Raw genomic sequence first — 23,680 nt, 5'->3', positions numbered from 1 at the left:
TGCGATCACCTCGGCCCACACCTACGTTTGTGTTCTTTGGGCGAGCTGTTTTTTGAAATAGGTCCAGGATGTTTCGTTGGGTCGGGTGAATGCGGTTGGGGCGTGCTGATATTCTGGATGGCGCCGCTCAACATATTGGCGGATATGCTCCGGTAAGGCGGCATAGCCTCCGTCCAGCTTATAGCCACTACATTGATACAAGAGTGAGCCAGGGCGATCAGCCATCTCCATCCAGGGCAGCCAGGGACCGAGGCGTGTCCAGGAAATATCGCAGGGGATTGAGTCCCGGGCAGGATCTTCAGCCGCGCTGCGGCTAAAGAAGAACTGGAATAGTTCCGCGCCCTGATAGAGATCGCTCTGCGAATATTGTGGATAGTGCGCACGCGGCAAGGCCGAAGGATAGGCCAGCATGATATCCAGGCTTGCACAGAGGCGATCCTCGCTCAAAGGAACGATTGGCAATGTAAATGGACCATAGGGACCATGCAGCAGATACTGCTGGTTGACCGGATCATTCCAGACATGGACTACCTCTACCTGAGAGGCCGTAAAAGGATTATCCCAGCGCTCCAATACCGCGCTACTGGCGGGATCTTTGTACAGCGTAATCTCGCGCATCAGATGCTGATAGCCGCCCTCGACCGCGACGCAGCGCCCAATATTATAGCCATCAATCGCGAACAGCAAACGATTCCTCTCGCCCGGAATCACGCTATAGACATTCCCACTCCACCAGAAGACCACCTCCTCTGGCTTCAGTGATCCACGCACCTTCACAAAAGTCTGGAGCACATTTTCAGTTTTCGTCAAATCCAACATATTTTATCCTATTCTATCCTCAATGCAGGTGTTATCCGACCCGCTTCTTTAGATCTCTGTTCCACCCGTAGGTGCCACCCTTCACGGGCAATACCGCTTCGATACCGCGAATCATGACGAAAAACGTAGGTGCGTGCCAAGGCCGCAGCCGAGGTGCGCTTTCCCGTTCATCGTACGGATATCTCCCCCGTAGGCGCCACCCTTCACAGGCAATACCGCTTCGATACCGAGAATCATGACGAAAAACGTAGGTGCGTGCCAAGGCCGCAGCCGAGGTGCGCTTTCCCGTTCATCGTACGGATATCTCCCCCGTAGGCGCCACCCTTCACGGGCAATGCCGCTTCGATACCGAGAATCATGACGAAAAACGTAGGTGCGTGCCAAGGCCGCAGCCGAGGTGCGCTTTCCCGTTCATCGTACGGATATCTCCCCCGTAGGCCATTGATCCCACAAATAGTGTTGAGGCACGGTACAGAGCGTTGGAGAGAGAGGATCGTACGGGACGAGGAAAGCGCACCTCGGCTGCGGCCTTGGCACGCACCTACGTTCTCCATCATATTGTAGTTTTCTCCCATGTTCTTCTTATTTTAGCGATATTGCCCGCAAGGACGGGGAGCCTTATCCTATGCATGAGATATATGGATCACATCTCATACATAATATTTATGCCACGCTTTTGATGCGCACAACCAGGATGCCACCAAGGGCAGCCAGCAGACCTGAGAAGCCAAACAGGGCGGGATATCCCAGGCTATTGACCAGCAGAGCAGCCAGGAGCGGCGAAACGATCAGGGGGATCGAGAGGGCCAGATTGATGATGCCCAGATCTTTGCCTCTATCTTCTGCCGTGGGAAGCACCTGGGTAATCAGCGCGGTGTCTACCGCCAGATAGCCACCATAGCCCGCGCCCAGCAGGACAGCAAAGATCAGCATGGCGGTCCAGGTATGCAGGATAGCGGGTATAAACAGGGCCAGCGCGATCAATAGCGACGCGATAATCACGACTGGCTTGCGGCGTCCCCATCTATCCGAGACGATGCCAGCCGTAAAGGAGAAGATCAGAATCATGACCGTCATGATGCTCTGAATCTGCAACGTTCCCTGTAACGCTTGCTTGCCGGGGAAGAGTTGCTCATAATGCAAACCATCCTGAATATAGTATTGCAGATAGGCGGAAATGGCATAATAGCCCAGGAAGAGTAGCAGGCGTGTCACCAATGCCCAGGCAAAATCAGGATTCAGGCGTGGATTGATCCAGAAGCGTGCCAGGAAGTTTCTCAGATTGAAGCGCGCACGACCCTCCTGCGAGAATGGGCGATCCTTCAGAACGGCAAAGAAGAGGAGGATACAGATGATCAGCGCAACCATAAAGACATAATAGGAGGTGAGTGGGGTATTCTTGAAGGCCAGCGCGACCACAACACCACCGATTACCGCGGCAAACGGAATAGCCAGACCGACATAGGCCGAGATCATCCCTCGCTGCCGTACCGGAACCTGATCGGGAAGCACTGCCTGTAAGACCGTCAAGAGAGCACCGCCAAAGAATTGTAACAGCGACCAGCCGACGATCAGCAGCCAGATCGAAGGTGCGTTTGCCAGCAGCACAATCGCCAGCGACGCGCAGAGCATATGGATCAGCATCCAGAAGCGCCGTCGTCCCAGCACTGAAGTTGAGCGATCACTGAGCGCGCCAGCCAGCGGAGCGGAAATAAGATAAAATAGCCCCCCAATAGACTCAACAATACTCAAACTCGTCACATGCTGCCCAGGATCAAGCTGGAGAATCTGATGAGGAATCAAATAAATAATGATCGGCAATAGAATGACATTGGCGACCAGATTGGCAAGGAAATAGACCACTTGAAACACAACGGAGACCTTTTTGCTGGGACCTTCTCCGTGAGCATCGGGAGCCATAATCGAACCCGCCTGCGCATTGGCAGATGAGAGATTATCGATGCTAGAAGCATCAGCCATAATAACGATATCCTTTCAATAAAGAAAAAATAAAGGGACACACCTGCTATTCCTGGTTTGTCTTCTTCCTGTTTCCATAGAACATTCCCAACTGGTTTGCTGGATTGGAGGCCGGGAATGGTCGTTGCTCGCTGGAAGTATCTGGCGGTGTTGACAAAAAAGATGTGGGGATGGAAGCATTTGGGACTGCGCTCGCTTCTGCGACAGGAGCAGGAGCAGAAATAGGTGGAGGAGAGGCACTCAGTGCGGCCAGGAGACGTTTTCCTGCCAATGAGCGTGTAGCGGGCAATGCTGCTTTTGTGCCGTGTCGCAATGCTTCTAAATAGGCTGCAATTTGTTCAGCATCCTCCTGTGTCACCAGCCACTCCTGGCGTTCATAGGCGAACTGCTCATAGCGTGCCAACAAATTATTCAGCGAGCGACCAATCTGCCAGATCTCAGTATTGGTCCGTACAGGAGCACGGATCGTATAATTGCCCGCGGCAACCTCGCGATGGACCAGCAGGATCTGCGCAACTTCAGCCTCTAACTGGGCTTTTTGTTCCGCAATCTCCTGTGTCTGTAGCGCCACCAGATTTTGGGCCGCCATCAGTTCTTCCGCACGATCAGCGCGTAAGAGGGATTGATCCACGCTGCGCCGTCCCAACCAGTTGGCCAGCGCGATAACGATCAAAACCGCCGCCGGGCGTATCAGCCAGATCACCACGCCAGAGGTTCTTTTTACATGCTCAATATCCGGCGAATGGGCCTGAAAGAGCAAATTATAAAAGATAAACGCAATACAGATGAGGGTAAACGGGACAATGAGTTTCCTGGGTATAAAAAGGCTACCGAGTACAATGGGATACACGAAGAAATCATAGGTGGGAAAAAGATCTGCCGCCGCTTGCGTACTGGGCGTCAAAGCGATCACAAACATAATCGCCATAATGATCGCCGCTACCAATGCTACTGCGGTCGCCTGCATGTGGCCGGCATGGTTTAAATAAGCCAGAAAGCTGAGGAATACGATAAAGGCAAACACAAAGATAATGCTCTGGAGGTGCCCCAACACGATTGCCAGCACAAGATCAAAGATCATGAAAAAGGATAAAATAAAGAGCAAATAGCTGATTAACTCAGCTTTACGCATCTGCTCGCGCAATGGCGGACTTGCCATCGTACGTCCATTCAATGGTGGTGCCGTCAGGTTCAGCCACCATCCCCAGAAGCCCCTACGTTCTCCTACTATGGTAGAGACTGTGGTAAAATCGGCCCCCGCAGATTTTTTAACCATCTACAATACCTTCTCCCTAAATGAAATTGATACATTATTACATTCGATAACATAAATGTAATAATGTTGGCTCAGATAATTTTTTTCAACGCAATTGCCATATATGCAATCTTTTGTAGGATAAATAACTTTCCTTGAAATGTCAAGTAATGAAGTACTGTAACATATCTACCCATAACATCTTATTCCACATCTTTTTCATAGCATCTATTTCTTGCTCTCCTGACGTGTCAATAGAGAGAGAATTGTGAGATTGGAAAGGGGGAAGGTATGCGTTTTGTTGATTGGCGCAAGGTGTCACAGGAGGAGCGGGAGGCCGCGCAACGCCTGCAACGGGAGCGGGAAGCAGAGATATTGAAGCGGCCCTTCTATGGGATGGCCGATTATCATATTCAGCGCGCTCAAGAGGAAGGAGCCTTTGATAATCTGACCGGGACAGGTAAGCCGTTTAGCGATGATATCTTGAAATCCAGCGGCATTCACGATCTGGCGAAGAGTATTCTTAAGTCAATTGGGGGTGAGCCGGTAGAAATCTCTGTGCGCAAGGAGATCGAGCGTAAGCGCCAGCAATTGGAGAAGCGCTTGCTCTATTTCACGCATCGCCTCGCGTATATGCAGAGTTTGAAGCCTGCACGCTATAAGAGTCGCATCAAGTCCTATATCCGTGAGGTACACGCTTTTGAACCTGAATATCAGGCACGCTTGCAAGAGATAAATAGTCGCATTTTGTCCTTGAATATCATGGCTCCTACGGCCATGCATATGCAGCCATTATCTATTGCAGAATATATCCAGGCGTATCGCGAGAAATATTATGTATTGGATGACCTGATACAATAGTGAGTTTGCGTGCCTGCTCAATCCTGCCTTAGATACCAATTGACTTACTCTCTGCGTCTGATGGACAAGGGTTTTACGGGGCGTTTTTGCTAAGTATCTCGTGCTCTATCAGCCCTCAATTGGAGGAAAACAGCAACAAAAATAAAATATATATAAAGAAGCAGGCAGAGATTGTGATAATCTCTGCCTGCTTCTTTGGGTATTGTGAATAGTGGGAATGATCAAGGATTGACAGTGACGCCGCTGAAGAGGTCGTGTTCGATGAGTTCGCCTGCTTTATGTTCAGGCCAGGCACGTGAGAGCGTAGTGGTTCCAAATAGCAGCGGTCCAATCACCTTGCGCAGTACACGGAACAGCGGTGGGATCGAGATCTGGCTGGCATAACTTTGCAGGGCCTGCCAGCTTACTTCTTGATATTTCCGCACACCGATACGGGTTGTAATGGCATCCTGAGCCTCATAGGCTGCGACCATATCCACATCGGCATTACGTCCCGACTTGCGGGGATCTTTACCCAAAAGCCGCATCAGCGTAAGTTGTATACGTAACATATTTCTGGGAATACTGGTATAGTACAGCTTCTGTGGATGCTCTGGCTCCGCCAGTAATATTTCCAGGGCGGCATGAGTCGCCTGATTGATCTTAATGTGATCGGGATGTCCGTAGGCTCCATAGGTATTGAAGGTGAAGACGATCTGTGGGCGTACGCGGCGCATTACCTCTACGACGCGTTGCGTGACCTCTTCCAGTGGTGCCTGCCACATACTCTCAGGATGCTGATTGTCCTCAGTTCCCATCATGCCACTATCCCGGTAGCCAAACGTGACCACTTCCGTAAAGCCAATCGCATCTGCGGCCCGTTGTAGTTCCGCCCGCCGTAGCTCGGCAATCGAGGCATAGCCTTGCAGATGATGGGCATCTACCGTACCAACATCCCCGTTGGTCGTGCAGATTAAGGTTGCCTGTGCCCCTTCAGCTCGATATTTTGCAATCAGTGCTCCCAGGCCCGCCTCATCATCAGGATGCGCAAAACAGGCCAGAATACTTTTAACCATTGTTACTCCATTATGTATGTTTTATTGAATTATTGTTTGGCTCTTTATCCTTCCGGGTGATCAGGAAGCGGGATTGCAAAGCCTTATGTTCGCGCCTATGGGAAGAGAGCTCCTTCATCTTCTTATAAGGAGCTCTCCCCATTGTGGTATATGATCCTACTATTGCTTCACAGTGGAGTATACCATATTTACAGGTATGCAAATATTTGTGTGCTTCTGTAGGATCGAGAATGTTGCATAGAAGAAAGTATGTGTGTAAGCACTTTACACCGCTCTTGCCTGGTCGCCTGGTCGCCTGGTCGCCTATCTTTTCTCTAAGGCAGTCCGGTCCCAATGGGCTAGATTGGCGGCGGCCTCATAAGCATGCTGATAAAAGTCCAGCAGGGTCTGGGCAGGTGCCGGGGTATTGCGCATTGTGTTATACGGTAAGATAAATTCACCCATCTTCTGATTATACGCGCCCAGGGCAGGTTGAAGCGTGGCGTTTTCGAGTCCTTGAGGGATGGGGGCGGCATAAGAATAGAAGGCAGGTTCGGGAAAGTTGTCGCCGCCGGGCCAGAAGCCAGCGCTGATCACTTCGTGTGAGTAGGCTTCGCGTGTAACCGGATCGACTTCTGGACGTTCTGGTGCGGCGCGTCCTGAGAAGAAGGTTACGGCCAGATCGAGGCTGCCCCAGAAGAGATGAATAGGACTGCTCTTTCCGATAAAGTGGGAGCGATAGCGTTGCATGACTTTGTCGGTCTGCACCAGGATCTGCCAGTAGCGATTGACCAGAAGTGGATCATAGGTAGCGTGTACCTCGTCTTTCTCAAAGCGGATGGGATGTGGGACCTCTTGCGGGAGGGTATAGATGTGAACGTCAATGCCCAATGCCTGCAATGAGGTCATGACTTCTTGATAGAAATTGGCGACAGAGCGTGAATACAGCCGTAAGGTTTTGCTGGCACCTCTGCTGGTATGAATAAGCAGGTTATGGTGGAGAAAGTTAAATTGGATTTCAAATGTTCCACCTGCATAGGGAATGGCGGAGGTGGTTAGTCCAGATGCTGTCACATAGAGAGGGACCTGCCACCAATGATTGACATAAGGATTTAAGGCCAGCTTGATCTTGCCAATGATCTGTGTCCACATATGGAGCGTTTCGCCCGTTGGCTTCCAGGTTGTGAAAGGTAACTCAGGCCAGAGTTCCTGGTTTGCCATTTGCTGTGATGTTTGTGCCATGGTCATAATTGGCTCATTCCCCTTTCGATTGCTGCTTATGGATACTTTGAGCTTTCTTCTGGCGGAAATCTATCTCACACGTCCTCTTTTGCTGGCATTGTTGACAATGAGAGAGGTGGTAAGGCGGCCTCTATCTCGGCGCGTGAATCTTCCATCCAGGGTGGTAGCTGTAGTTGCGTGCCCAGTTGCTCGACCGTTTCATTGATAGTAAAGCCGGGAGGATCAGTAGCGATCTCGAAGAGCACGCCGCCGGGCTCTGGAAAGTAGACGGAATGAAAGTATTCGCGATCCATGACCGGCGTAGCATTGAATTCCTGAGCTTTCAGGATCTCTCGCCACGCCAGCAGCGTTTCATCCGTTGCTGTTCGCCATGCTACATGATGGACTGTTCCCACCGCAACCTTGCCCGTCCAGAAGCCAGATGCTCGGCGCACATCGATACGTGTACCGGGTATTCCTATGCCTGCGTCTGTTGCGAGTGCGTAGCGGGTGACATTCTCCTCCTCTGCGATGTGCTGGAAACCTAATATCTCGGTGAGCGTGCGTGCTGTTTGATCATAATCCTCTTCCCAGAGCATGACGCCGGACAGGCCACGGATCGCATGTTCGGCTGGTACCGTGCCACCACCCCAGCCTGCACGGTGTTCAGTTCCGGCGTAGCCAACCAGTTCCAGGGCCAGCCCGTCTGGATCACGGAAAGTAATCACCCGTTCACCGAGGCGCGATACGGGTCCATCATAGGAGACACCGTGTTCGATCAAGCGTCCAACCCAGTAACTCAAGGACGATTGAGGTACTGAAAATGAGGTTGAAACAATTTGCCCTGTTCCCTGGCGACCCCGGCGCGCGCCCGGCCAGATAAAAAAGGTGAGGATCGTACCTGGATTACCTACCTCATTTCCATAATACAAATGATAAGAAAAAGGATCATCAAAATTTACGGTTACCTTCACCAGACGCAGTCCAAGGACTCCTGTATAAAAATGGATATTGCGCTGTGGATCACTCGCAATTGCAGTAACATGGTGCATCCCCAATAGAGCGGGCATTGATGTCATGTATGGCTTTCCTTTCAATCTATGAATGTGTCAGACTATCAGGTTAAAGTGGGGTGCAGGAGCGGCAGCCCCATAGGTGCGAACAGAAGGCTTTTCAAGCGGGATTGCAAAGGGCGGCCAGCCCTTTGCCGGGGTTTGGGGTGTCCCCAAATACCCCTTTTTCTTCTTTTCTTCGCCGCCGCGCGCGGCGGCGAGAGGGAGGTGAGAGATCGGGGCACAGCCCCGAACCCCAGGTTAAGGGTTGCACCCTTAACAATCCCGCTTACGTTCGCACCTATGGGGCGGCAGCCCCTGACGGAGCGCCACCTTCCCACTTCCATCACTACTGGGAAGGGTGGAATGCCTGGAGACCGCAGGAGTCTGGCACATTCTATCTGTCAGAGTAGAGAGGTCATTGCTTAAAAGATACAAAGATCCTTGCGAAAACGCAAGCTGTTGAAGATACTGGTACTCTTTTCTTGAATAAGATAAATTGAGCAATTTTCGTGTTATACTCTTTAAGAGGCGCTAAACTCACTCATCTTTACGAGGCTCAGTGGACCAGGGGAAAGGATTGTGCTGGATATGTACGATAATGATGGATTAAATTATGGCGATTTTACCACTCTGACAAATTCCCTGACACAGGGATTGCGCGCGCTGCCAACCGATGCTGCGACACGTGTTAAAAATTTTCTGACCGAGTATCTGGGCGACGTGCACCATCCTGTTCCCTTCGGTGGACGCACGAAAGATTTTGCACAATTGGACGCCTGGGTGACTGCTACTGAGCATGTTTCTCCTTATCTACTGCTGGCAGCTCCCGCTGGTCGCGGTAAATCTGCTCTCCTGCTACGCTGGTGTCAGAGACTGCTGGCCCAGCGCCAGCGCTCTATCGCGGTTGCGTATTTCCCTGTGAGTATCCGCTTTCGCACCAATCTGGCCGGGGTCGCCTTTCCAGCGCTGGTGGCGTTGCTGGCAAGCCTGCATGGCGAAAAGGTTCCTGCCGATCCCAATCTGCCCGAAGAGGTCTGGCGTTCCTTGCTGGTTGAATATGTGACGCGTCCCCTGGCGGATGGGCGGACGCTGGTGCTGGTTTTGGATGGTATCGATGAAGCAGCCGATTGGTCGGTGGGTCCTGATCTCTTTCCGCTTGATCCGCCCTCTGGCTTGCGTATCGTTGTTTCGGCGCGCTATCTGGCGAATGATCCAGGGGCAGGCGCGTGGTTACGCCGACTCGGCTGGACACGTGAGGATCTGACACACACAATGGAGCTCTATCCTCTGGATCGTACAGGCATTGCCAGCGTTTTGACACAGATGGGATTCCCGTTGGATCTTTTGAGTTCGCGCATCGATATTATCGCAGAATTCTATCGATTGAGTGAGGGTGATCCTCTGCTGGTACGCCTGTATGTGGATGATCTCTGGGAGCGCGGTGAGGCGGCTGTACGCTTGCAGCCAGAAGATTTACGTGCCTGCCGTCCCGGTCTATCCGGCTATTTCGAGCGCTGGTGGAAAGACCAACACGTGCTATGGAGTGAGACGGCTCCCCAACGTGAACAGGCAGCTCAAGTAGTCCTGAATCTCCTGGCGGGCGCATTGGGACCGCTGAGTAAAGAGGATATGCTGCAGTTGTTGCCATCCGCGGCGGATTTTACGGTGCTGGATCTTGAGCAGGCGATGGCGGCCCTTGCCCGTCTGGTGACTGGCGATGGGAGAGATCAGGGCTATGTTTTTAGCCATCCACGCCTGGGCAATTACTTCCTGGAGGAATTCCTGCGTGCTGAAGAGCGTCAGCAGGTAGAACAGCGTTTCCTGGATTGGGGCGAGCGCACCCTGACGGCGTTGAATACTGGCAACCTGGACCCTGCCGCTGCCTCCTCCTATATTATCCAGTATTATGGAGCACACCTGGAGCGGGCGCAAGCTGATGCGGATATGCTGCTGGCGCTGGTGAGCGATGGCTGGCGACGAGCCTGGGAGAAATTGGATCGTGCCAGCGCGGGTTTTCTCAGTGATGTGGAGCGAGCCTGGCGTGCCGCCGCATATGAGAATCAAGAGGCGCTGGCGGTTGGTAAAGAGATCCCTTACTTGGCCGAGGAACTGCGTTGCTTGTTGTGTCTGGTGAGCATTAATAGTGTGACTAATAATATCTCGCCCCGCTTGATGTTGGAGGCGGTCAAAACTGGCGTCTGGACGCCCGCACAGGGCCTGGCCTGTATCCGTCTGATCTCTGATCTTCTGCCCCGTGCCCGCGAACTGGTGGAACTGGCTCCCTATGTGCAGGAGCCACTGCGCACCAATATCTTACAAGAGGCGCTGGACAGTGTCATGTCGTTCAAGGACGAATATGCTCGCCTGGATGCGTTGATTGAGCTGGCCCCTCATTTTCCTGAAGTGCTCCTCTGGCAGGTGCTGGAAACCATTATGCAGATTGAAGATGAGGCTGATCGAGCTGGCACCCTGGCTGAACTGGCTCCCTCCCTGGCTGATCATCCACAACTCTTTGAGAAGGCGCTGGCATATACGCAAGAGCTTCTGGATGAGGAATATTATGTCCTGGCTTTGGAAGGATTGGCCCCCTATCTCTCTGCTGAGCAGCAGCGCCCGGTCTTGCATACCCTCTGGAATGTACAGGATGAGCGCTATCAAACGCAGGCCGTGCTGGCATTGCTTCCCCGCCTGACCGCTAAGTTGTTAGAGGAAATTGTGCCATATGCCGAGCATATGCACGATGGGCTCTCGCAACTTCGCCTGCTGACTGAACTGGCCCTTTTTCTGCCGCAGCAGGCTCGACAGGAGGTGCTGCAAACGATCTGGCAGCTAGAGCCGAAGATTGAAGATCAGATGGTGCACATTGATATGCTGGTCAAACTGGCTCCTTTTTTGCCATCTGACCGTCTGGAGCCGCTCCTACAAGAGATTGAAGACTACTGGGATGAAAGCTATCGTGCCAGTGCTCTGGTGGAGCTAATTCCTCATCTGCCTGTCGAAAAGTTTGCGTTTTTGTTGCGGGTCATCCAGTCGATCAAAGGGAGTGAGTTGCGCATCCATGTCCTGATCCAGCTCTTGCCGCGCTTATCCGCCGAAGGATTGTCGCAGGTGCTGGCGAGTGCGCAGGATATCTGGGATGAAGGCTATCGGGTGGAATTGCTGGCCCAAATGGCTTCCTACTTTGCGCTGGATGACCTTTCCCGCTTATTGGCCGCTGGCTCAACTATCCACGATCAAGGCTATCATGTCTGGCTTTGGGCTGAATTGAATGCCTGCTTTGCTGAACGCAATCATGGTCGTGAAGCTATTGCGCTGGCGGATGTGTTTTATGCTCTGAAAACGCCCGAGGAGCGCTTGCAGACCTTGCTGGCTATCCTGCCTCGTCTGTCGGATGCGGCACTGACAACCATCTTCGACTTTATGTTGCCAGAGATTTTTAAAGTAAACTGGCGCTCTCAAAGCGAGGAGATGCGTACCCACATCCTGACCAAACTGGGGAGCCGTCTGCCCGAAAACTGGCTACCGCACGCCTTAGGCGAGGTACGTAGACTCTGGAATGAACAATATCAGGTGCAGGCCTTTATTGCCCTGGCTCCTCGCCTGCCTGAATCCCTGCTCCTGGAGGCACTGAGCATCATCAAAGGCATGCATGATCGTGGACACCGTGGGCAGGTGCTAGAGGTCCTGGTTACCTCTTTACCTGCCGAGCATAAAGCTGAAAGAGTGCGCGAAATGCTCCAGGTGCTTCAAATCATCAATGATGATGAGGCCCGTGCCAACATTGTCGAGCGCAGTGCTTCCAGCCTGCCAGAGACGCTTTCCACAACCAGCATGCAGACCCTGCTCAAGGCCATTTATGCCATGTCAAATGAAGAGCTGCAAGTAAAAATAATTGAGCAGATTGCTACACATATACCCGCCGCTTTGTTTGAAGATGTGCTGAACGTCGTGGCAGGCTGGCATAATGAACTGTTGCAGACGCGTGCCCTCAAAGAATTGGCACCTCACGTCACCCAGAGTACGTTTACCTCTTTCTACGCCATCTTGCGAGCCCAGCAGCATATGCAATGGAGCGAAGAGATCCTGAAGGTCATTATCCTCTATGCAGCGCAGCGTGACTCATTCAATATCTTTCAGCTCATTCAAAATACAGAGGATGAAAAGAAGCGCCAGGAAATCTTGACCTCGCTGGTATCGTATGCGCCAGAGTCCTTTTTCATGCAACTCTGGGATACTATTCAGGGGCTTCCCGACGAAGAGCAGCGTGCCTTATTTCTCAAACAACTGGCGTTGCGAATGCCGGAAAGCTTCTTTCCTCAATTCTGGGCTACCATCCAGACGTTCAGTGACGAACGCTGGCGTAGTGCCATCCTGAGAAATATCCTGGTGACCATGTCAGAAAATCTCTTTCCTCAGGTGTGGGCAGCAGTAGAAACCATCGAGAATCCTGCTGAGCGCGTGCATATGCTTCGTAGTCTGGCGATACGCACGCCAGAACGCTTTTTTGCCCAATCCTGGGAATTTGTCCAGAGTCTCCAGCCTTCCGAACTGGATAGTGTGAGCTTAACGCTTTTGCGTACTCTGGCTTCCCGTGTGCCTGAAGCATCATTCCTGGCTTTCTTCGATTTCATCCAAAAGTATACGCAGACAGAAATGTTGGTACAGGTAATGTTGGCCCTGCTGCCACGGATGCCGGAACACTATTTCCTGCTGGTCTGGAAAGCTGCCATGCTCTTCCGTAATAGCCGTTTGCGAGGCATGCTGCTCTTACATCTTATCCCATACATGCCAGCCCGCGATTTTGCCGCCGTCTGGGAAGATGTGACGTTTATGCAGGGGAGCGAGCTCTGGTCGCAGATAGTGTTGGAGCTACTTCCGCACCTCTTAGAGCGAGAATTTGCTGATACCGTGGAATTGATCGTTGAAAAAATGCACTACGGACCCGAAAAGTTAGAGCTACTGGATGCGTTGTTGAAATCCATCTCCGAGGAAGCACGTATTGACATCATAGGACTACCTTCAGACGAAACACTATCTGAAGATGCCCGGGCCGAGCTACGGAGTAATCCCTGGCAGTTTCGTACCTTTGTGCTGCTGGCATCTTATTTGCCAACAGACCAACTTGCCAAACTTTTGCCCTTCTTATTACCGATGATACAGCAAGTAGAGACAGAAGGAGAGCGAGCGTGGCTCTTAACGAAACTGGCGGCCTCTATTCCTCTGGCGTCACTGCCTGCCTTGCTCGAAGTGCTCTGGTCAATCGAGAATAAAGAACACAGCAAGGATGTCTTATATGCGCTCTTCCTCAACCATCCCGAGACTGAATGGATGACGATAGGAGAAGCGATCAAGGCGCGGTTACGCACGACCGGGGATGCGCAACTGGGCCTCAAGACCTTACAGGCCATCGCGCCCATTTTGCAATCAGCGCAGGCGAGTCAGTTCTATCCCATCCTGCACGACAGCCTGCGTATTATGGCACACCAGACACGGCGCGAAACACTGGCCGATCTCGCCAATCTGATCCCTGTTATCCAGCGTATAGGTAATCGAAGCGTCATCGCAGACATCTGTACTGCCACATTAGAGATTGGCTACTGGTGGCCGTAAACGCCAGCTCAACTTCAAACTAAAAAGCAGGCGCGTTAGCGCCTGCCTACAAGTGATTATTTGTCGGGATGGATGGTTGCTGGTATATCTTGCCCTTTAGGAATGAAGCGGATCGAGACAGAATTAACGCAGTGGCGTGTATTATTTTTAGTAAAGCGCTCGCCTATGAAAACATGGCCCAGATGACCACCACAATTTGCGCACTCGATCTCCGTCCTCATGCCATCGGGATCAGGCAGACGCTTAACGGCGTCGGGATAATTGGCATCAAAGCTAGGCCAGCCGCAGCCCGAATCAAACTTGGTCTCAGCCGAGAACAGCGGTGCATTACAGCGGCGGCAAATGAACGTCCCATCCGCAAACAGGTGATCATATTCGTTTCTGAACGGCGCCTCGGTTCCCTTATGCAGGATCACGCGTTCTTCTTCAGGTGTTAATTTATTCATTTTTTTATCCCTGGTATTGTTGTATTGATACACGGAAAGAGTTCCCTCTGCTATGGTAGTACACGCAGTTAGTGTAGTCAAGGAGAACCAGCCAGCCACCAGGGCATTCCAATTCTCATGCGCAGGCCAGAACACCAGGTCCAGCATAAGCGAGAGGAATGGAGAACAACGTAGAATGGGGGAGTTGGACGACTATCTCGCACTGTGCGATGCCTCAACGCCGTGACGTGTGCCTCCATTCCCGTCTTCGGGGCGAGGTTTACGTACGACGCCACCGTAGAACGGTGGCGGTTACGTGGGTTCTCCATTCTTTTGTGCCCTGGTTGGACCTGGTGGTCAAGGTGCAATCACCTATAAACTCCAAACAATAAGAAAGAGCTAATATTCATAGCATTCTGGGCATGTGCAATTGAATGGATGAATAATATTGTTGTGATTCGTCATCGGAGCCGGCTCGATTATCAAAGGTGCATCTTTCATTCTGATATTGGTAATTGTGCGACGAGCCCGAATGTCATCTGGATTAAAGGAAAGTACTGTATAATATGCTTTAATAGCTTCTTCCCACTGTTTTTCATGTTCAAACTGGTATGCTATTCTGCGCAAGGTATTTGCTTTTTCGAAGTAGCCTTTCTCGAATTTTTTATCGAGATGGATCGCTTTTTTATAGAAGATACGGGATTTTGCATAATCTTCGAGCATGTAAAATAGTTCTGCCATATCCTTACAGATTTTGGCATTAGTAGGAGCCAATCTATTCGCCTGTTCATAGGCTCTTTTTGCTTCTTCGTATGCTTTCATTTGAGTCAGTGCTAGGCCTTTCCCATGGTATGCTCGGGCATAAGCAGGATCAATTTGGATTGCTTGTTCACAGGCCTCTAAAGCTTCTTTATATTGTAAATTTTCATAATGAGTAATACCCTTTTTTAGCCATTGTTCTTTTGTGAGACCTTTTTCAGAAGAGGACGTTACCTGGGTATTTGTATGATTATTTATTGCTTTATTAAACAAATTTGGTTCCTCCTGCAAAAAGATTATTTGTTCTTATAATAACATATTTATCTTTCCCTACACTATATAAAATGACGAAGATGCTGCTCCAGAGGAACTGGCGGCCACTCGTGAGCGAACCCGCATCGCTCGTGATATCCATGATGTGCTGGCTCATTCCCTGGCAATCCTCTCGATCCAGGTGTAGGCGGCGCGCAAGCTTGCCTCACGTGATCCTGAACGCCTGTCAGCCAAATTGGATGAGATGGCGTCGTTGTTGCGCGAAAGTATGGCTGAGAGTCGGCGCGTGGTTGGCTTATTGCGTGACGCGCCAACCCCGCTGCTGGATAATCTGGGGGCAAATCTGCGCTCAATCGCTGAAAATTTTACCGAGCGTACAGGTATCCATTGCAACTTTGTCGAGGAGGGGAGCGCGCATATGTTGGATGAGCAGTGGCAACAGGCATTGCTGTTTGCGTTGCGCGAGTGCCTGACCAACGCGCATCGCCATGGCGCGGCCCATACGGTTACGAGCGTGCTGATATGGAGTGATCAGAATGTCATGCTGCGCGTAGAGGATGATGGCATGGGATAATTGGTGCCATCTCTCAATGCGCAGGTCGATCAGCCACAGCAGGGCGGGGGACATCATGGTTTGCAGGGAATGCGTGAACGATTGAGTGCGTTACAGGGTGAACTTGAAGCGGATCCAGGTGCTCATGGTGGTTTTTCCGTGTGCCTGCGCCTACCTCTCCGATAATTGACATGTATGGTTGGTTGTTCTGCATAGAGAGCGAATGACAGAGAGGTTTTGTGGATACACCGAAGATACGGGTCTTGCTGGTTGATGATCAGCGCCTGATGCATGAGGGCCTGCGCATCATTCTGGAAGATGCGGCTGATATTGACACCAGCCATGAACTCAACGTTTTACAGCTGATTGCCGCCGGACATAATAATACTGAAATAGCTGATAAACTCTCTGTGAGCGAATCAACCGTCAAAACACACATCAACCATATTTTTAGCAAACTGGGAGCGCGTGATCGAGGCCACGCCATTGCGCTCGCCCATCAACTTGGCCTGACTGGCAAGTGAGCTGTTGCAGTTCAACCTCTGGCAAAAGGACAACGACCACCAGTCCGATCAGCAGGATTCCAAGGTTGATCAGAAAAACACTGTGTAAGCTTTGCATCTACCAATTCTAACTCTCAGCGCACCGTCTCTCAGCGCACCGTAACAGTACTCCGACCACATGTATGTGAAACGTAGAGGGAGTGTGATCAAGCGAATTACAAGTGTGTGGTCGTGGGCACCGAGATGTGTTACGCTGATACAATCAGGATGCTTGCAAGAGCAAAATCAACCTGACAGAAAGAGATGATTATATATGGGTGCGACCAAAGAATTATTGCAGACGCTGTTAGAACAAGAACAGGAGTTGCAATTTACCAGTTTTACACACGAAACGGCACTGGCACTTGGCCTGGCACTGATCCAGGCGGCGAAAGACAAAGGCAAGGGTGTTACGATTGACATTACACGTCATGGACAACAACTCTTCCATTTTGCGATGGAGGGAACGACGCCTGATAATGATGAGTGGATCAAGCGTAAGAATAATGTCGTGAACCGCTTCGAGCATAGCTCATTTTATGTCGGGCAATATTTGCAGGATGCGGGGAAAACGATTGATGAGAAATATTATGTTTCGTCGCTGGAATTTTCTCCCCATGGCGGAGCTTTTCCTTTGATCATTGCGCAGGTGGGAATTGTCGGTACGATTACCGTCTCGGGGCTTCCCCAGCAAGAAGATCATCAACTGGTGACGACAACCATCAAACGTTTTCTGAAACAGTAGCCGCCTCCCTCCACCTGTAAGTTCCTCTACGAGAGTGTCAGCCCCCCAATGCCAGCGGGATCCTGCTGCTCCCTGGCTGGCAGGCGCGCACGCGCCTGCGCCCTTTTTAGTGTGTAGTGCAGGAAAGGTGCTGTGCACCTTTCCTGCACTACACACTAAAAAGATGTTTGAGCACCGCAGGTGCGAAAACTCATGGATCTCTGGATCTGTCAGGATCTTACGGGTGTGAGCTGGAAGACGCAGTGTCCGGTATAGGTTTGTCCACTACATTCAAGCTCACGTATCTGCCAGCGCTTTTGCATTTTCGTGATTTCTAATATTCTTTCGAAGGTAGCCAGCCAGACGTAGCAAGATGGTTGATTGGCGCCCATAAAGCCATATATAAACAGATTGCTATAGAATACAAAGAGGAATGATTCGTCTTCGAGCCGTTTCCAATCCGCTAAATCCTCTCTCCGTTCTTCATGGAGTTCGTTCGTGAAGGTCTTGAGTACCTCGCGCATGGTGCGGTCCTGCCCGAGAACTTTGGGTATCTGCTGCAACATAAAGATGAATGCGGGCTTTTGTAAGATAGCAGCATCGACGAGTTTGGCCCATTTATAGACCTGCTGGATCGGCTCAGCGGGCTGTGAGAACATAACGGCACGATTGAGGCAGGTTGTGTATTCGGGGGGGATGATATATTCGTCGGCACTGGAGGGCCAGTTCCGTTCTTTACAATATTGTGCCAGCCCAACATCAGTAAGCAAAAGTTCCCACTGCTCGGTCGGAATCACCTGTTTGGCGGCTTTCAATTGGAAGCGAAAATGGGAGGATGCAGAGCGTTTGGTTTTTGCGACGCGCGGAAAGAGGCCCATTTCTGGCAATTTGTCCGTGGCAAGACTATGTTCGGCGACTTGTAGCGGAATCTGTGCCGAGGGCAACACCCTCCAGATCATCTTGAGGATCTCACTATGCGTCTGGGAGACACGGTGTTTCGTGCTCGAAGCAGATTTGTCTGCCAGCAAAAGATTGCCATCCTGAAGTTGGATTTTTGAAAGTGTCAATATCGGGGTATCACGTTGAAATTCTTGCGTCAGACGCTGGAAGAAACGCGCAAAGAGGGGCGTTGTCATCTCTTCCTGTTTACCGAGGAGGATCAAACCAGGCATAAAGCTTTCTTGCAAGAAGCGTTGGAATGCCTGATAGGTTGTTGTTGTCACTATAGCGCGTAGCCCGGCTAATGTTAGCAAGCAAGCCAAATTCTGAGCACGCATTTCATCCACATCAATAATCAAGATAATATGTTTACGAGCCAGAGCAATTGGATCATGCGGGACATTGGATAGCATATCCCTGGGTATAGATATAGATGTCATTATGGGAGATTCCTTCCTCAGTGAGGGAAGATAATTTCAGTATAGATGTACAAAAGAAGAGGATATCTATGCTGAAACAGTCAAAACGAGTGCGCTTGTACAGATAGAGTGTATCTAGTTGGCATAAAAAAGTCAATAATGAAGTTTTTTAATCAGAAACAAAGTATTTGATGCTCATTGTCTCTGTAACCACACCATAAAAAGGACGCAGGCAGGTGCGTGAGCGCCTGCCTGCGAACGAGTAGCTGGTTTATCTGGTTTGTGTTGGGGATTGTTGTTTCCCGCGTAGCAATGATGCCAGGGCAGCTACCAGGCACATGGCGGCTGAAAGATAAAAGACATTATGAAGGCCGACTTGAAATGGAGATAAGATGAGATAAGTTGAGTCCAAGAAGATGTGCTAAAAAATATATTTATTTCTTATAATTAGAATTGTATTCTAGTATTATATTCTAGTCAAGGTGTGATACAATTGGGAGCAAAAACGAGCCTGCTTTGGGCCAGTATCCTGGGTGAGCGTGATGCTGCGTAAAGTAAGGACATGGGAGAGCAGGGGTTGTGCTTGAAAAGGAGCTTTCAATGGTGACTGGTGCTTCAGATCGTGATGCGGCAACACACACACGGCGACAGGCTATTCTGGACGCTGCGTTAACCTTATTTTCGACTAAAGGCTTCACCGAGACCACCATGGAGGATATCCGTCGGCTTTCGGGTGCCAGCACGGGCAGTATCTATCATCACTTTGAAAATAAAGAGATGCTGGCGCGTGCCCTTTATCTTGATGGCCGTAATGACTTAAACAGAGTGCTCCTCACCTCTTTCAAGGAACTTCCTGTGGACGCTCTCCAGCCGCGTACAGGCATCAAAGCTTTCGTCTATGCGTATCTGGATTGGTTTGAACAGCATCCAGACTTAGGTCAATTTTTTATGCAGGCTGCAGATACAGAATATCTGGGAGCCTATATCAAAGTCTTGCGTCAAAAGATTCTCACGACACTGCCAATTGAAAGTTTTCCAGAGCAATTTCTGCTCTGGCTCACCCCATATATCGAAGAAGGCATCATCGTACGGTTACCCCAATCCCTTTATTATCCACTGGTGATCGGAGCCAGTCGAGAATTTGTGCGCCGCTGGCTCCGGACGCGCCTTCCTGAAGAGATACAAGAGGTGCGTGAGCCCCTGGCTGAAGCCGCCTGGATCGTCCTGGCGAGCCCTATTGTTTGAACAAAGGCTTGTATTGTTTGTTTCATTCAACCGTGGCGGGATAGCAGTCATCCAGGCCACTATCCAGAGAAAAGGTTTGTATTGTTATGGTATCCAGACCAGAGCATCTCACGGCTGAGAATGCCGCCCGTTTTCAGGATCAGAGCGTTGTTGATCGTTATCAATTCCGGCTCCCCTATCCGCCTGAAACCTTCAGCATCCTGCTGGAACTCATTGTTGACTATCCTCAAACGGTCCTGGATATAGGTACTGGATTGGGCGATCTGGCGCGTCATCTGGTCCAATTCGTGGATCATGTGGACGCCATTGATCTCTCTTCGCCGATGACGCGCAAAGGCCGGACCTTGCAGAACGGCCATCATCCCAATCTACGCTGGACCACGGGCGCGCTCGAACAGGTCAAACTGCGTCCTCCCTATTCTCTCATTACCGCCGGAGACAGCCTGCAATGGATGGATTGGGATGTCGTATTGCCACGCCTGAGTGAGGCCTGTAGCCCCAATGGCATCCTCGCACTGGTCAGCCGCCAGGAGATCCTCCCATCCGCCTGGAAAGACGGCCTGCGCACCTTAATCGGCCAATATGCAACCGACCACGTTGCGCTAGCCTTTGATCTTGTCGGCGAGTTAGAGCAACGACATCTTTTCCAGAAAGTCGGAGAACGCGAAACCGCGCCCGTCACCTATACAGCCGAGCTTGAAGACTATATCGCCTCCTTCCACTCTGGCAGCAGCCTCTCCCTTGATCGTATGCCAGCCGCCGATGCAGCCGCCTTCGACCAGGGCATCCGTGATCTTGTCGCGCCCTGGACCGAAAACAACCAGCTCCAACTTCAGCGCACCGCTCGTATCATCTGGGGAAAACCCCAATCCCCGAATCACCAGAATTAAAAATAAATATCGGGATTGATAATAATGAATAAAATGTAGGTGCGGCACGAACGAACGTGAGTCCCGCTTTCCCATTCTCGTACCGAAATATCCCCACCATTGTGCCCGGAGTTGCATACGGAGCCCTGGGGCAAGATGATCGTACGATGAAGAGGATGCGGGACTCACATGCGTTCGTGCCGCGCCGCACCTACGTTTTTATACATTTAATTTAATTTAATTTTTGATTTTTTTTGTACTAGCAGATGCATAAGGAGGTTGAAATACCTGTTATTATATTCTCATGCCTTTTCTCATAACGTTGAATGTATGCATGTAGAAAGAAGGAAATAGGTTATGGCAGATTCTATTGATACCTTGCTGAGTCAGATGACATTACAGGAAAAAGTGATGCTGCTGGCTGGAACGGATATGTGGCATACCGCTGCTATCGAGCGGCTGGCTATTCCGGCTTTGAAGGTCAGTGATGGCCCTAACGGTGCTCGCGGCGCTGAAATGAGTGGAGGCACGACCGCAGCCTGTTTCCCGGCTGGCGTATCCCTGGCGGCGAGCTGGAATACTGCTCTGGTTGAACGGATCGGGCAGGCGTTGGGACAGGAAACCAGGACCAAAGGGGCGCGTGTCCTGCTGGGACCGACCGTGAATATCCATCGCTCACCGCTGGGCGGGCGCAACTTTGAGAGCTTCTCGGAAGATCCTTATTTGACCGGGCAAATAGCTGTCTCATACATTACTGGTGTTCAGAGTCAGGGCGTGGGCGCGACGGTAAAGCACTATGTCGCCAACGAAGCCGAGTTTGAGCGCTTCAGCATCGACTCGCAGGTGAGCGAGCGAGCGCTGCGTGAAATCTATCTGGCTCCCTTTCAGGCCGCCATCCGCGATGCCCACACCTGGGCGCTGATGGCCTCCTATAATCTGGTCAATGGCGTCGCGGCCAGCGAACATCCCTACCTTCTCCACGATGTGCTGCGCGATGAATGGCATTTTGACGGCGTGGTGATGTCCGACTGGTTCTTCTCGGTCAAAAGCACCGCTCCTTCAGTCAATGCGAGCCTTGATCTGGAGATGCCCGGCCCTGGCCTGTGGCGCGGTGAAAAGCTGATCCAGGCGGTCAAGGATGGCGAGGTCGCGGAAAGCACTATCGATGAGAGCGTGCGCCGTTTATTGCTACTGTTGGACAGGACCGGAAAATTCGCCTATCCAGAGGAGGAAGCCGAGCAGGCGATCAATCGTCCTGAACATCGGGCATTGATCCGTGAAGCCGCTGGCGAGGGCATGGTCTTGCTTAAGAATGAGCAGAATATCTTGCCTCTGCAGCGCGAACAGCTTACATCGATTGCGGTGATTGGGCCAAACGCCAGAGTCGCTCAGATCATGGGCGGTGGCAGCGCACAGGTCAATCCTCATTATACGATCACGCCATGGGAGGGTGTGCTGTCCAGGGTTGGTGAGCAAGTGGCAGTTAATTATGAACTCGGCTGTACCAGCCATAAGCAACTCCCTCTGCTTGATACCGCGCAGTTGTTCGCCAATAGCGAAGGAACGGCCCATGGCTTGAGCGTGGAGTATTTTAATAATACTGCTCTCACAGGCAGTCCTGTCTGGACGGAGCAGAAGCAATCCAGCGAGCTGCTCTGGTTTGGTCCCTTGCCTGAACAGGTAGATGCTCAGCAGTTTGCTGTCCGGGCGCGTGGACGCTTTGTACCACAGGTGACGGGAACGTATAGCTTCAGCCTGATAAGCGCGGGCCAAAGCCGTTTCATCCTCGATGGAAAAGAGGTGATTGATAACTGGACCAATCAGACCCCTGGTGAGAGCTACTTTGGGATGGGTTCTGCTGAATTGACGTATCCAACCGAACTGGTCGCCGGGCAGGAGTATGCGATCACGCTCGAATTCGGCAAAAATCCCGAATTGATGTTGGCTGCTGTCCGGTTGGGCTGTCTGGCACCACTTCCTGCCGACTCTATCGAGCGGGCGGCAACGCTGGCAGCGCAATCGGATGTCGCGCTGATATTCGCGGGACTGAATGGCGAGTGGGAGAGCGAAGGTTTCGACCGGGTGTCTATGGACTTGCCGGGCGAGCAAAACGCATTGATCGCCAGAGTAGCGCAGGCCAATCCCCGTACGATTGTGGTCCTCAATAGCGGTTCGCCCCTCACCATGCCCTGGCTGGAGCAAGTCGCTGGCGTCGTCCAGGCCTGGTATCCCGGTCAGGAGGCTGGCAATGCCATTGCCGATGTACTCTTTGGCGATGTTAATCCTTCCGGCAAGCTGCCACAGACCTTCCCTGTACAGCTTGAAGACAATCCTACCTATCTCGACTTTCCGGGCGAGAATGGGAAAAATCCTTATACCGAAGGCGTCTTTGTAGGATATCGCTATTATGAGAAGAAGAAAATCGCTCCTCTGTTCCCGTTCGGCTTTGGCCTTTCCTATACCACCTTTGAGTATAGCGGGCTACAATTAAGCGCTAGCGAGATCAAGCCTGATGAGACGCTCAAGGTATCCATCGATGTGACTAATACCGGACAACGGCAGGGCCAGGCAGTCGTACAACTCTATGTACGTGACCGCAAGGCGAGCCTGCAACGGCCAGAAAAAGAACTCAAGGCCTTTGCCAAGGTCGCTCTGGCACCAGGTGAGCGTCAGACCGTGATCCTCTCAATCGCGAAGGAGGCATTGGCCTATTTTGATGATCGCTTGCATGCGTGGATTGCTGAGGCGGGTGAGTTTGATGTCCTGGTAGGCGAATCGTCACAGGATATTCACGCTACGGCTCCGTTTACACTAATCGACTCACGGCAGTGGCTATCATAGCCCTTCAGGGCAGGTGTTAACCTCTGTGGAGAGCAGTCAGCTTATTGCCAGCTGCTCTCTTTTTGTATCGTGATACTGCCCTTTATTTATGGTTAAAGGTATGCAATTTGTATCTGTCAGGCGATAAAAAAGAGGGTGCCATTCATTTTTTTGCGCCGCCAAAATGGTAAAATAAAATGGTAGTAAGAAATTTCACCAAAAGAAAGGTGGGCGAGATCATGAATGCAGAAGACCTGGAAAAGCGTTGGCAGCAAAA

At 51.2% G+C, this 23,680-nt stretch carries 17 protein-coding genes and 1 pseudogene; 9 read left to right on the top strand and 9 right to left on the bottom strand.

From position 1 onward, the window contains the following. Positions 1-21 precede the first annotated feature (21 nt). From F1593_RS09785 to F1593_RS09775, 3 genes are all read right to left on the bottom strand, one after another. Positions 22-819: a DUF1838 family protein gene (locus F1593_RS09785; protein WP_149401371.1), complete on the bottom strand. Its 798-nt coding sequence runs from the start codon at positions 817-819 to the stop codon at positions 22-24. 663 nt (positions 820-1,482) lie between these two features. After that, positions 1,483-2,799, bottom strand: coding sequence for an MFS transporter (locus tag F1593_RS09780; protein ID WP_149401370.1), 1,317 nt, complete (start codon positions 2,797-2,799; stop codon positions 1,483-1,485). 46 nt (positions 2,800-2,845) lie between these two features. Further along, positions 2,846-4,075, bottom strand: a complete 1,230-nt coding sequence (locus tag F1593_RS09775; protein WP_149401369.1) for a HAMP domain-containing protein — start codon at positions 4,073-4,075, stop codon at positions 2,846-2,848. Positions 4,076-4,345: 270 nt separating this feature from the next. On the opposite strand from F1593_RS09775, the gene F1593_RS09770 reads away from it, so the two are divergent. Continuing rightward, complete coding sequence (locus F1593_RS09770) at positions 4,346-4,915, top strand: DnaJ family domain-containing protein (protein WP_149401368.1); 570 nt, start codon at positions 4,346-4,348, stop codon at positions 4,913-4,915. 221 nt (positions 4,916-5,136) lie between these two features. Here the strand turns inward: F1593_RS09770 and F1593_RS09765 are convergent, their stop codons facing one another. The 3 genes from F1593_RS09765 to F1593_RS09755 form a co-directional block, all read right to left on the bottom strand. Further along, on the bottom strand, positions 5,137-5,970 hold the full coding sequence (locus F1593_RS09765; protein ID WP_149401367.1) for a PIG-L family deacetylase: 834 nt from the start codon (positions 5,968-5,970) through the stop codon (positions 5,137-5,139). A 303-nt stretch (positions 5,971-6,273) separates the two neighbouring features. Beyond that, positions 6,274-7,197 (bottom strand): DUF5996 family protein, encoded by a 924-nt coding sequence (locus F1593_RS09760; RefSeq protein ID WP_235932536.1) that lies wholly within the window; start codon positions 7,195-7,197, stop codon positions 6,274-6,276. A gap of 68 nt (positions 7,198-7,265) precedes the next feature. Continuing rightward, the gene (locus F1593_RS09755; RefSeq protein ID WP_149401366.1) at positions 7,266-8,249 is read right to left on the bottom strand and encodes a ring-cleaving dioxygenase; all 984 of its coding nucleotides are present in this window, start codon (positions 8,247-8,249) and stop codon (positions 7,266-7,268) included. Between the two features lie 564 nt (positions 8,250-8,813). Between F1593_RS09755 and F1593_RS09750 the strand changes: the two genes are divergently transcribed. Further along, positions 8,814-13,835 carry an ATP-binding protein gene (locus F1593_RS09750; RefSeq protein WP_149401365.1) on the top strand — a complete coding sequence of 1,674 codons (5,022 nt, stop codon included), beginning with the start codon at positions 8,814-8,816 and terminating at the stop codon, positions 13,833-13,835. 56 nt (positions 13,836-13,891) lie between these two features. Here the strand turns inward: F1593_RS09750 and F1593_RS09745 are convergent, their stop codons facing one another. Beyond that, positions 13,892-14,314 (bottom strand): methionine-R-sulfoxide reductase, encoded by a 423-nt coding sequence (locus tag F1593_RS09745; protein ID WP_371873810.1) that lies wholly within the window; start codon positions 14,312-14,314, stop codon positions 13,892-13,894. A gap of 345 nt (positions 14,315-14,659) precedes the next feature. Continuing rightward, positions 14,660-15,292, bottom strand: coding sequence for a tetratricopeptide repeat protein (locus F1593_RS09740; RefSeq protein ID WP_172632005.1), 633 nt, complete (start codon positions 15,290-15,292; stop codon positions 14,660-14,662). 97 nt (positions 15,293-15,389) lie between these two features. On the opposite strand from F1593_RS09740, the pseudogene F1593_RS09730 reads away from it, so the two are divergent. The 4 genes and pseudogenes from F1593_RS09730 (at position 15,390) to F1593_RS09720 (ending at position 17,132) form a co-directional block, all read left to right on the top strand. After that, a pseudogene (locus F1593_RS09730) lies at positions 15,390-15,866 on the top strand (sensor histidine kinase). A gap of 3 nt (positions 15,867-15,869) precedes the next feature. Then, positions 15,870-16,031, top strand: a complete 162-nt coding sequence (locus F1593_RS28260; protein WP_172632004.1) for an ATP-binding protein — start codon at positions 15,870-15,872, stop codon at positions 16,029-16,031. Between the two features lie 53 nt (positions 16,032-16,084). Then, positions 16,085-16,369 (top strand): response regulator transcription factor, encoded by a 285-nt coding sequence (locus tag F1593_RS09725; RefSeq protein ID WP_235932534.1) that lies wholly within the window; start codon positions 16,085-16,087, stop codon positions 16,367-16,369. 292 nt (positions 16,370-16,661) lie between these two features. Then, positions 16,662-17,132 (top strand): heme-degrading domain-containing protein, encoded by a 471-nt coding sequence (locus F1593_RS09720; RefSeq protein ID WP_149401361.1) that lies wholly within the window; start codon positions 16,662-16,664, stop codon positions 17,130-17,132. 209 nt (positions 17,133-17,341) lie between these two features. Here F1593_RS09720 and F1593_RS09715 read toward each other — a convergent pair whose 3' ends face one another. After that, a complete protein-coding gene (locus tag F1593_RS09715) occupies positions 17,342-18,490 on the bottom strand; it encodes a V4R domain-containing protein (RefSeq protein WP_149401360.1) in 1,149 nt (382 codons plus the stop codon). A gap of 579 nt (positions 18,491-19,069) precedes the next feature. Here F1593_RS09715 and F1593_RS09710 point away from each other — a divergent pair. From F1593_RS09710 to F1593_RS09700, 3 genes are all read left to right on the top strand, one after another. Continuing rightward, positions 19,070-19,714, top strand: a complete 645-nt coding sequence (locus tag F1593_RS09710) for a TetR/AcrR family transcriptional regulator (RefSeq protein WP_149401359.1) — start codon at positions 19,070-19,072, stop codon at positions 19,712-19,714. A gap of 86 nt (positions 19,715-19,800) precedes the next feature. Continuing rightward, positions 19,801-20,604 carry a class I SAM-dependent methyltransferase gene (locus tag F1593_RS09705; protein ID WP_149401358.1) on the top strand — a complete coding sequence of 268 codons (804 nt, stop codon included), beginning with the start codon at positions 19,801-19,803 and terminating at the stop codon, positions 20,602-20,604. 336 nt (positions 20,605-20,940) lie between these two features. After that, the gene (locus F1593_RS09700; protein WP_149401357.1) at positions 20,941-23,424 is read left to right on the top strand and encodes a beta-glucosidase; all 2,484 of its coding nucleotides are present in this window, start codon (positions 20,941-20,943) and stop codon (positions 23,422-23,424) included. The last annotated feature ends 256 nt before the right edge of the window (positions 23,425-23,680 follow it).

Origin of the sequence: Dictyobacter arantiisoli (assembly GCF_008326305.1) — a bacterium.
GTDB lineage: Bacteria > Chloroflexota > Ktedonobacteria > Ktedonobacterales > Ktedonobacteraceae > Dictyobacter > Dictyobacter arantiisoli.
The sequence above is the reverse complement of the archived record's forward strand: the minus strand, read 5'-3'. Positions and strand labels throughout refer to the sequence as shown.

Bases quoted from the DNA above. Each gene is read 5' to 3' on its own strand.
- F1593_RS09705 (WP_149401358.1), top strand. From the start codon at position 19,801: ATGGTATCCAGACCAGAGCATCTCACGGCTGAGAATGCCGCCCGTTTT.
- F1593_RS09750 (WP_149401365.1), top strand. From the start codon at position 8,814: ATGTACGATAATGATGGATTAAATTATGGCGATTTTACCACTCTGACA.
- F1593_RS09760 (WP_235932536.1), bottom strand. From the start codon at position 7,197: ATGACCATGGCACAAACATCACAGCAAATGGCAAACCAGGAACTCTGG.
- F1593_RS09715 (WP_149401360.1), bottom strand. From the start codon at position 18,490: ATGACATCTATATCTATACCCAGGGATATGCTATCCAATGTCCCGCAT.
- F1593_RS09775 (WP_149401369.1), bottom strand. From the start codon at position 4,075: ATGGTTAAAAAATCTGCGGGGGCCGATTTTACCACAGTCTCTACCATA.
- F1593_RS09765 (WP_149401367.1), bottom strand. From the start codon at position 5,970: ATGGTTAAAAGTATTCTGGCCTGTTTTGCGCATCCTGATGATGAGGCG.
- F1593_RS09700 (WP_149401357.1), top strand. From the start codon at position 20,941: ATGGCAGATTCTATTGATACCTTGCTGAGTCAGATGACATTACAGGAA.
- F1593_RS09755 (WP_149401366.1), bottom strand. From the start codon at position 8,249: ATGACATCAATGCCCGCTCTATTGGGGATGCACCATGTTACTGCAATT.
- F1593_RS09720 (WP_149401361.1), top strand. From the start codon at position 16,662: ATGGGTGCGACCAAAGAATTATTGCAGACGCTGTTAGAACAAGAACAG.
- F1593_RS09770 (WP_149401368.1), top strand. From the start codon at position 4,346: ATGCGTTTTGTTGATTGGCGCAAGGTGTCACAGGAGGAGCGGGAGGCC.
- F1593_RS09710 (WP_149401359.1), top strand. From the start codon at position 19,070: ATGGTGACTGGTGCTTCAGATCGTGATGCGGCAACACACACACGGCGA.
- F1593_RS09780 (WP_149401370.1), bottom strand. From the start codon at position 2,799: ATGGCTGATGCTTCTAGCATCGATAATCTCTCATCTGCCAATGCGCAG.
- F1593_RS09785 (WP_149401371.1), bottom strand. From the start codon at position 819: ATGTTGGATTTGACGAAAACTGAAAATGTGCTCCAGACTTTTGTGAAG.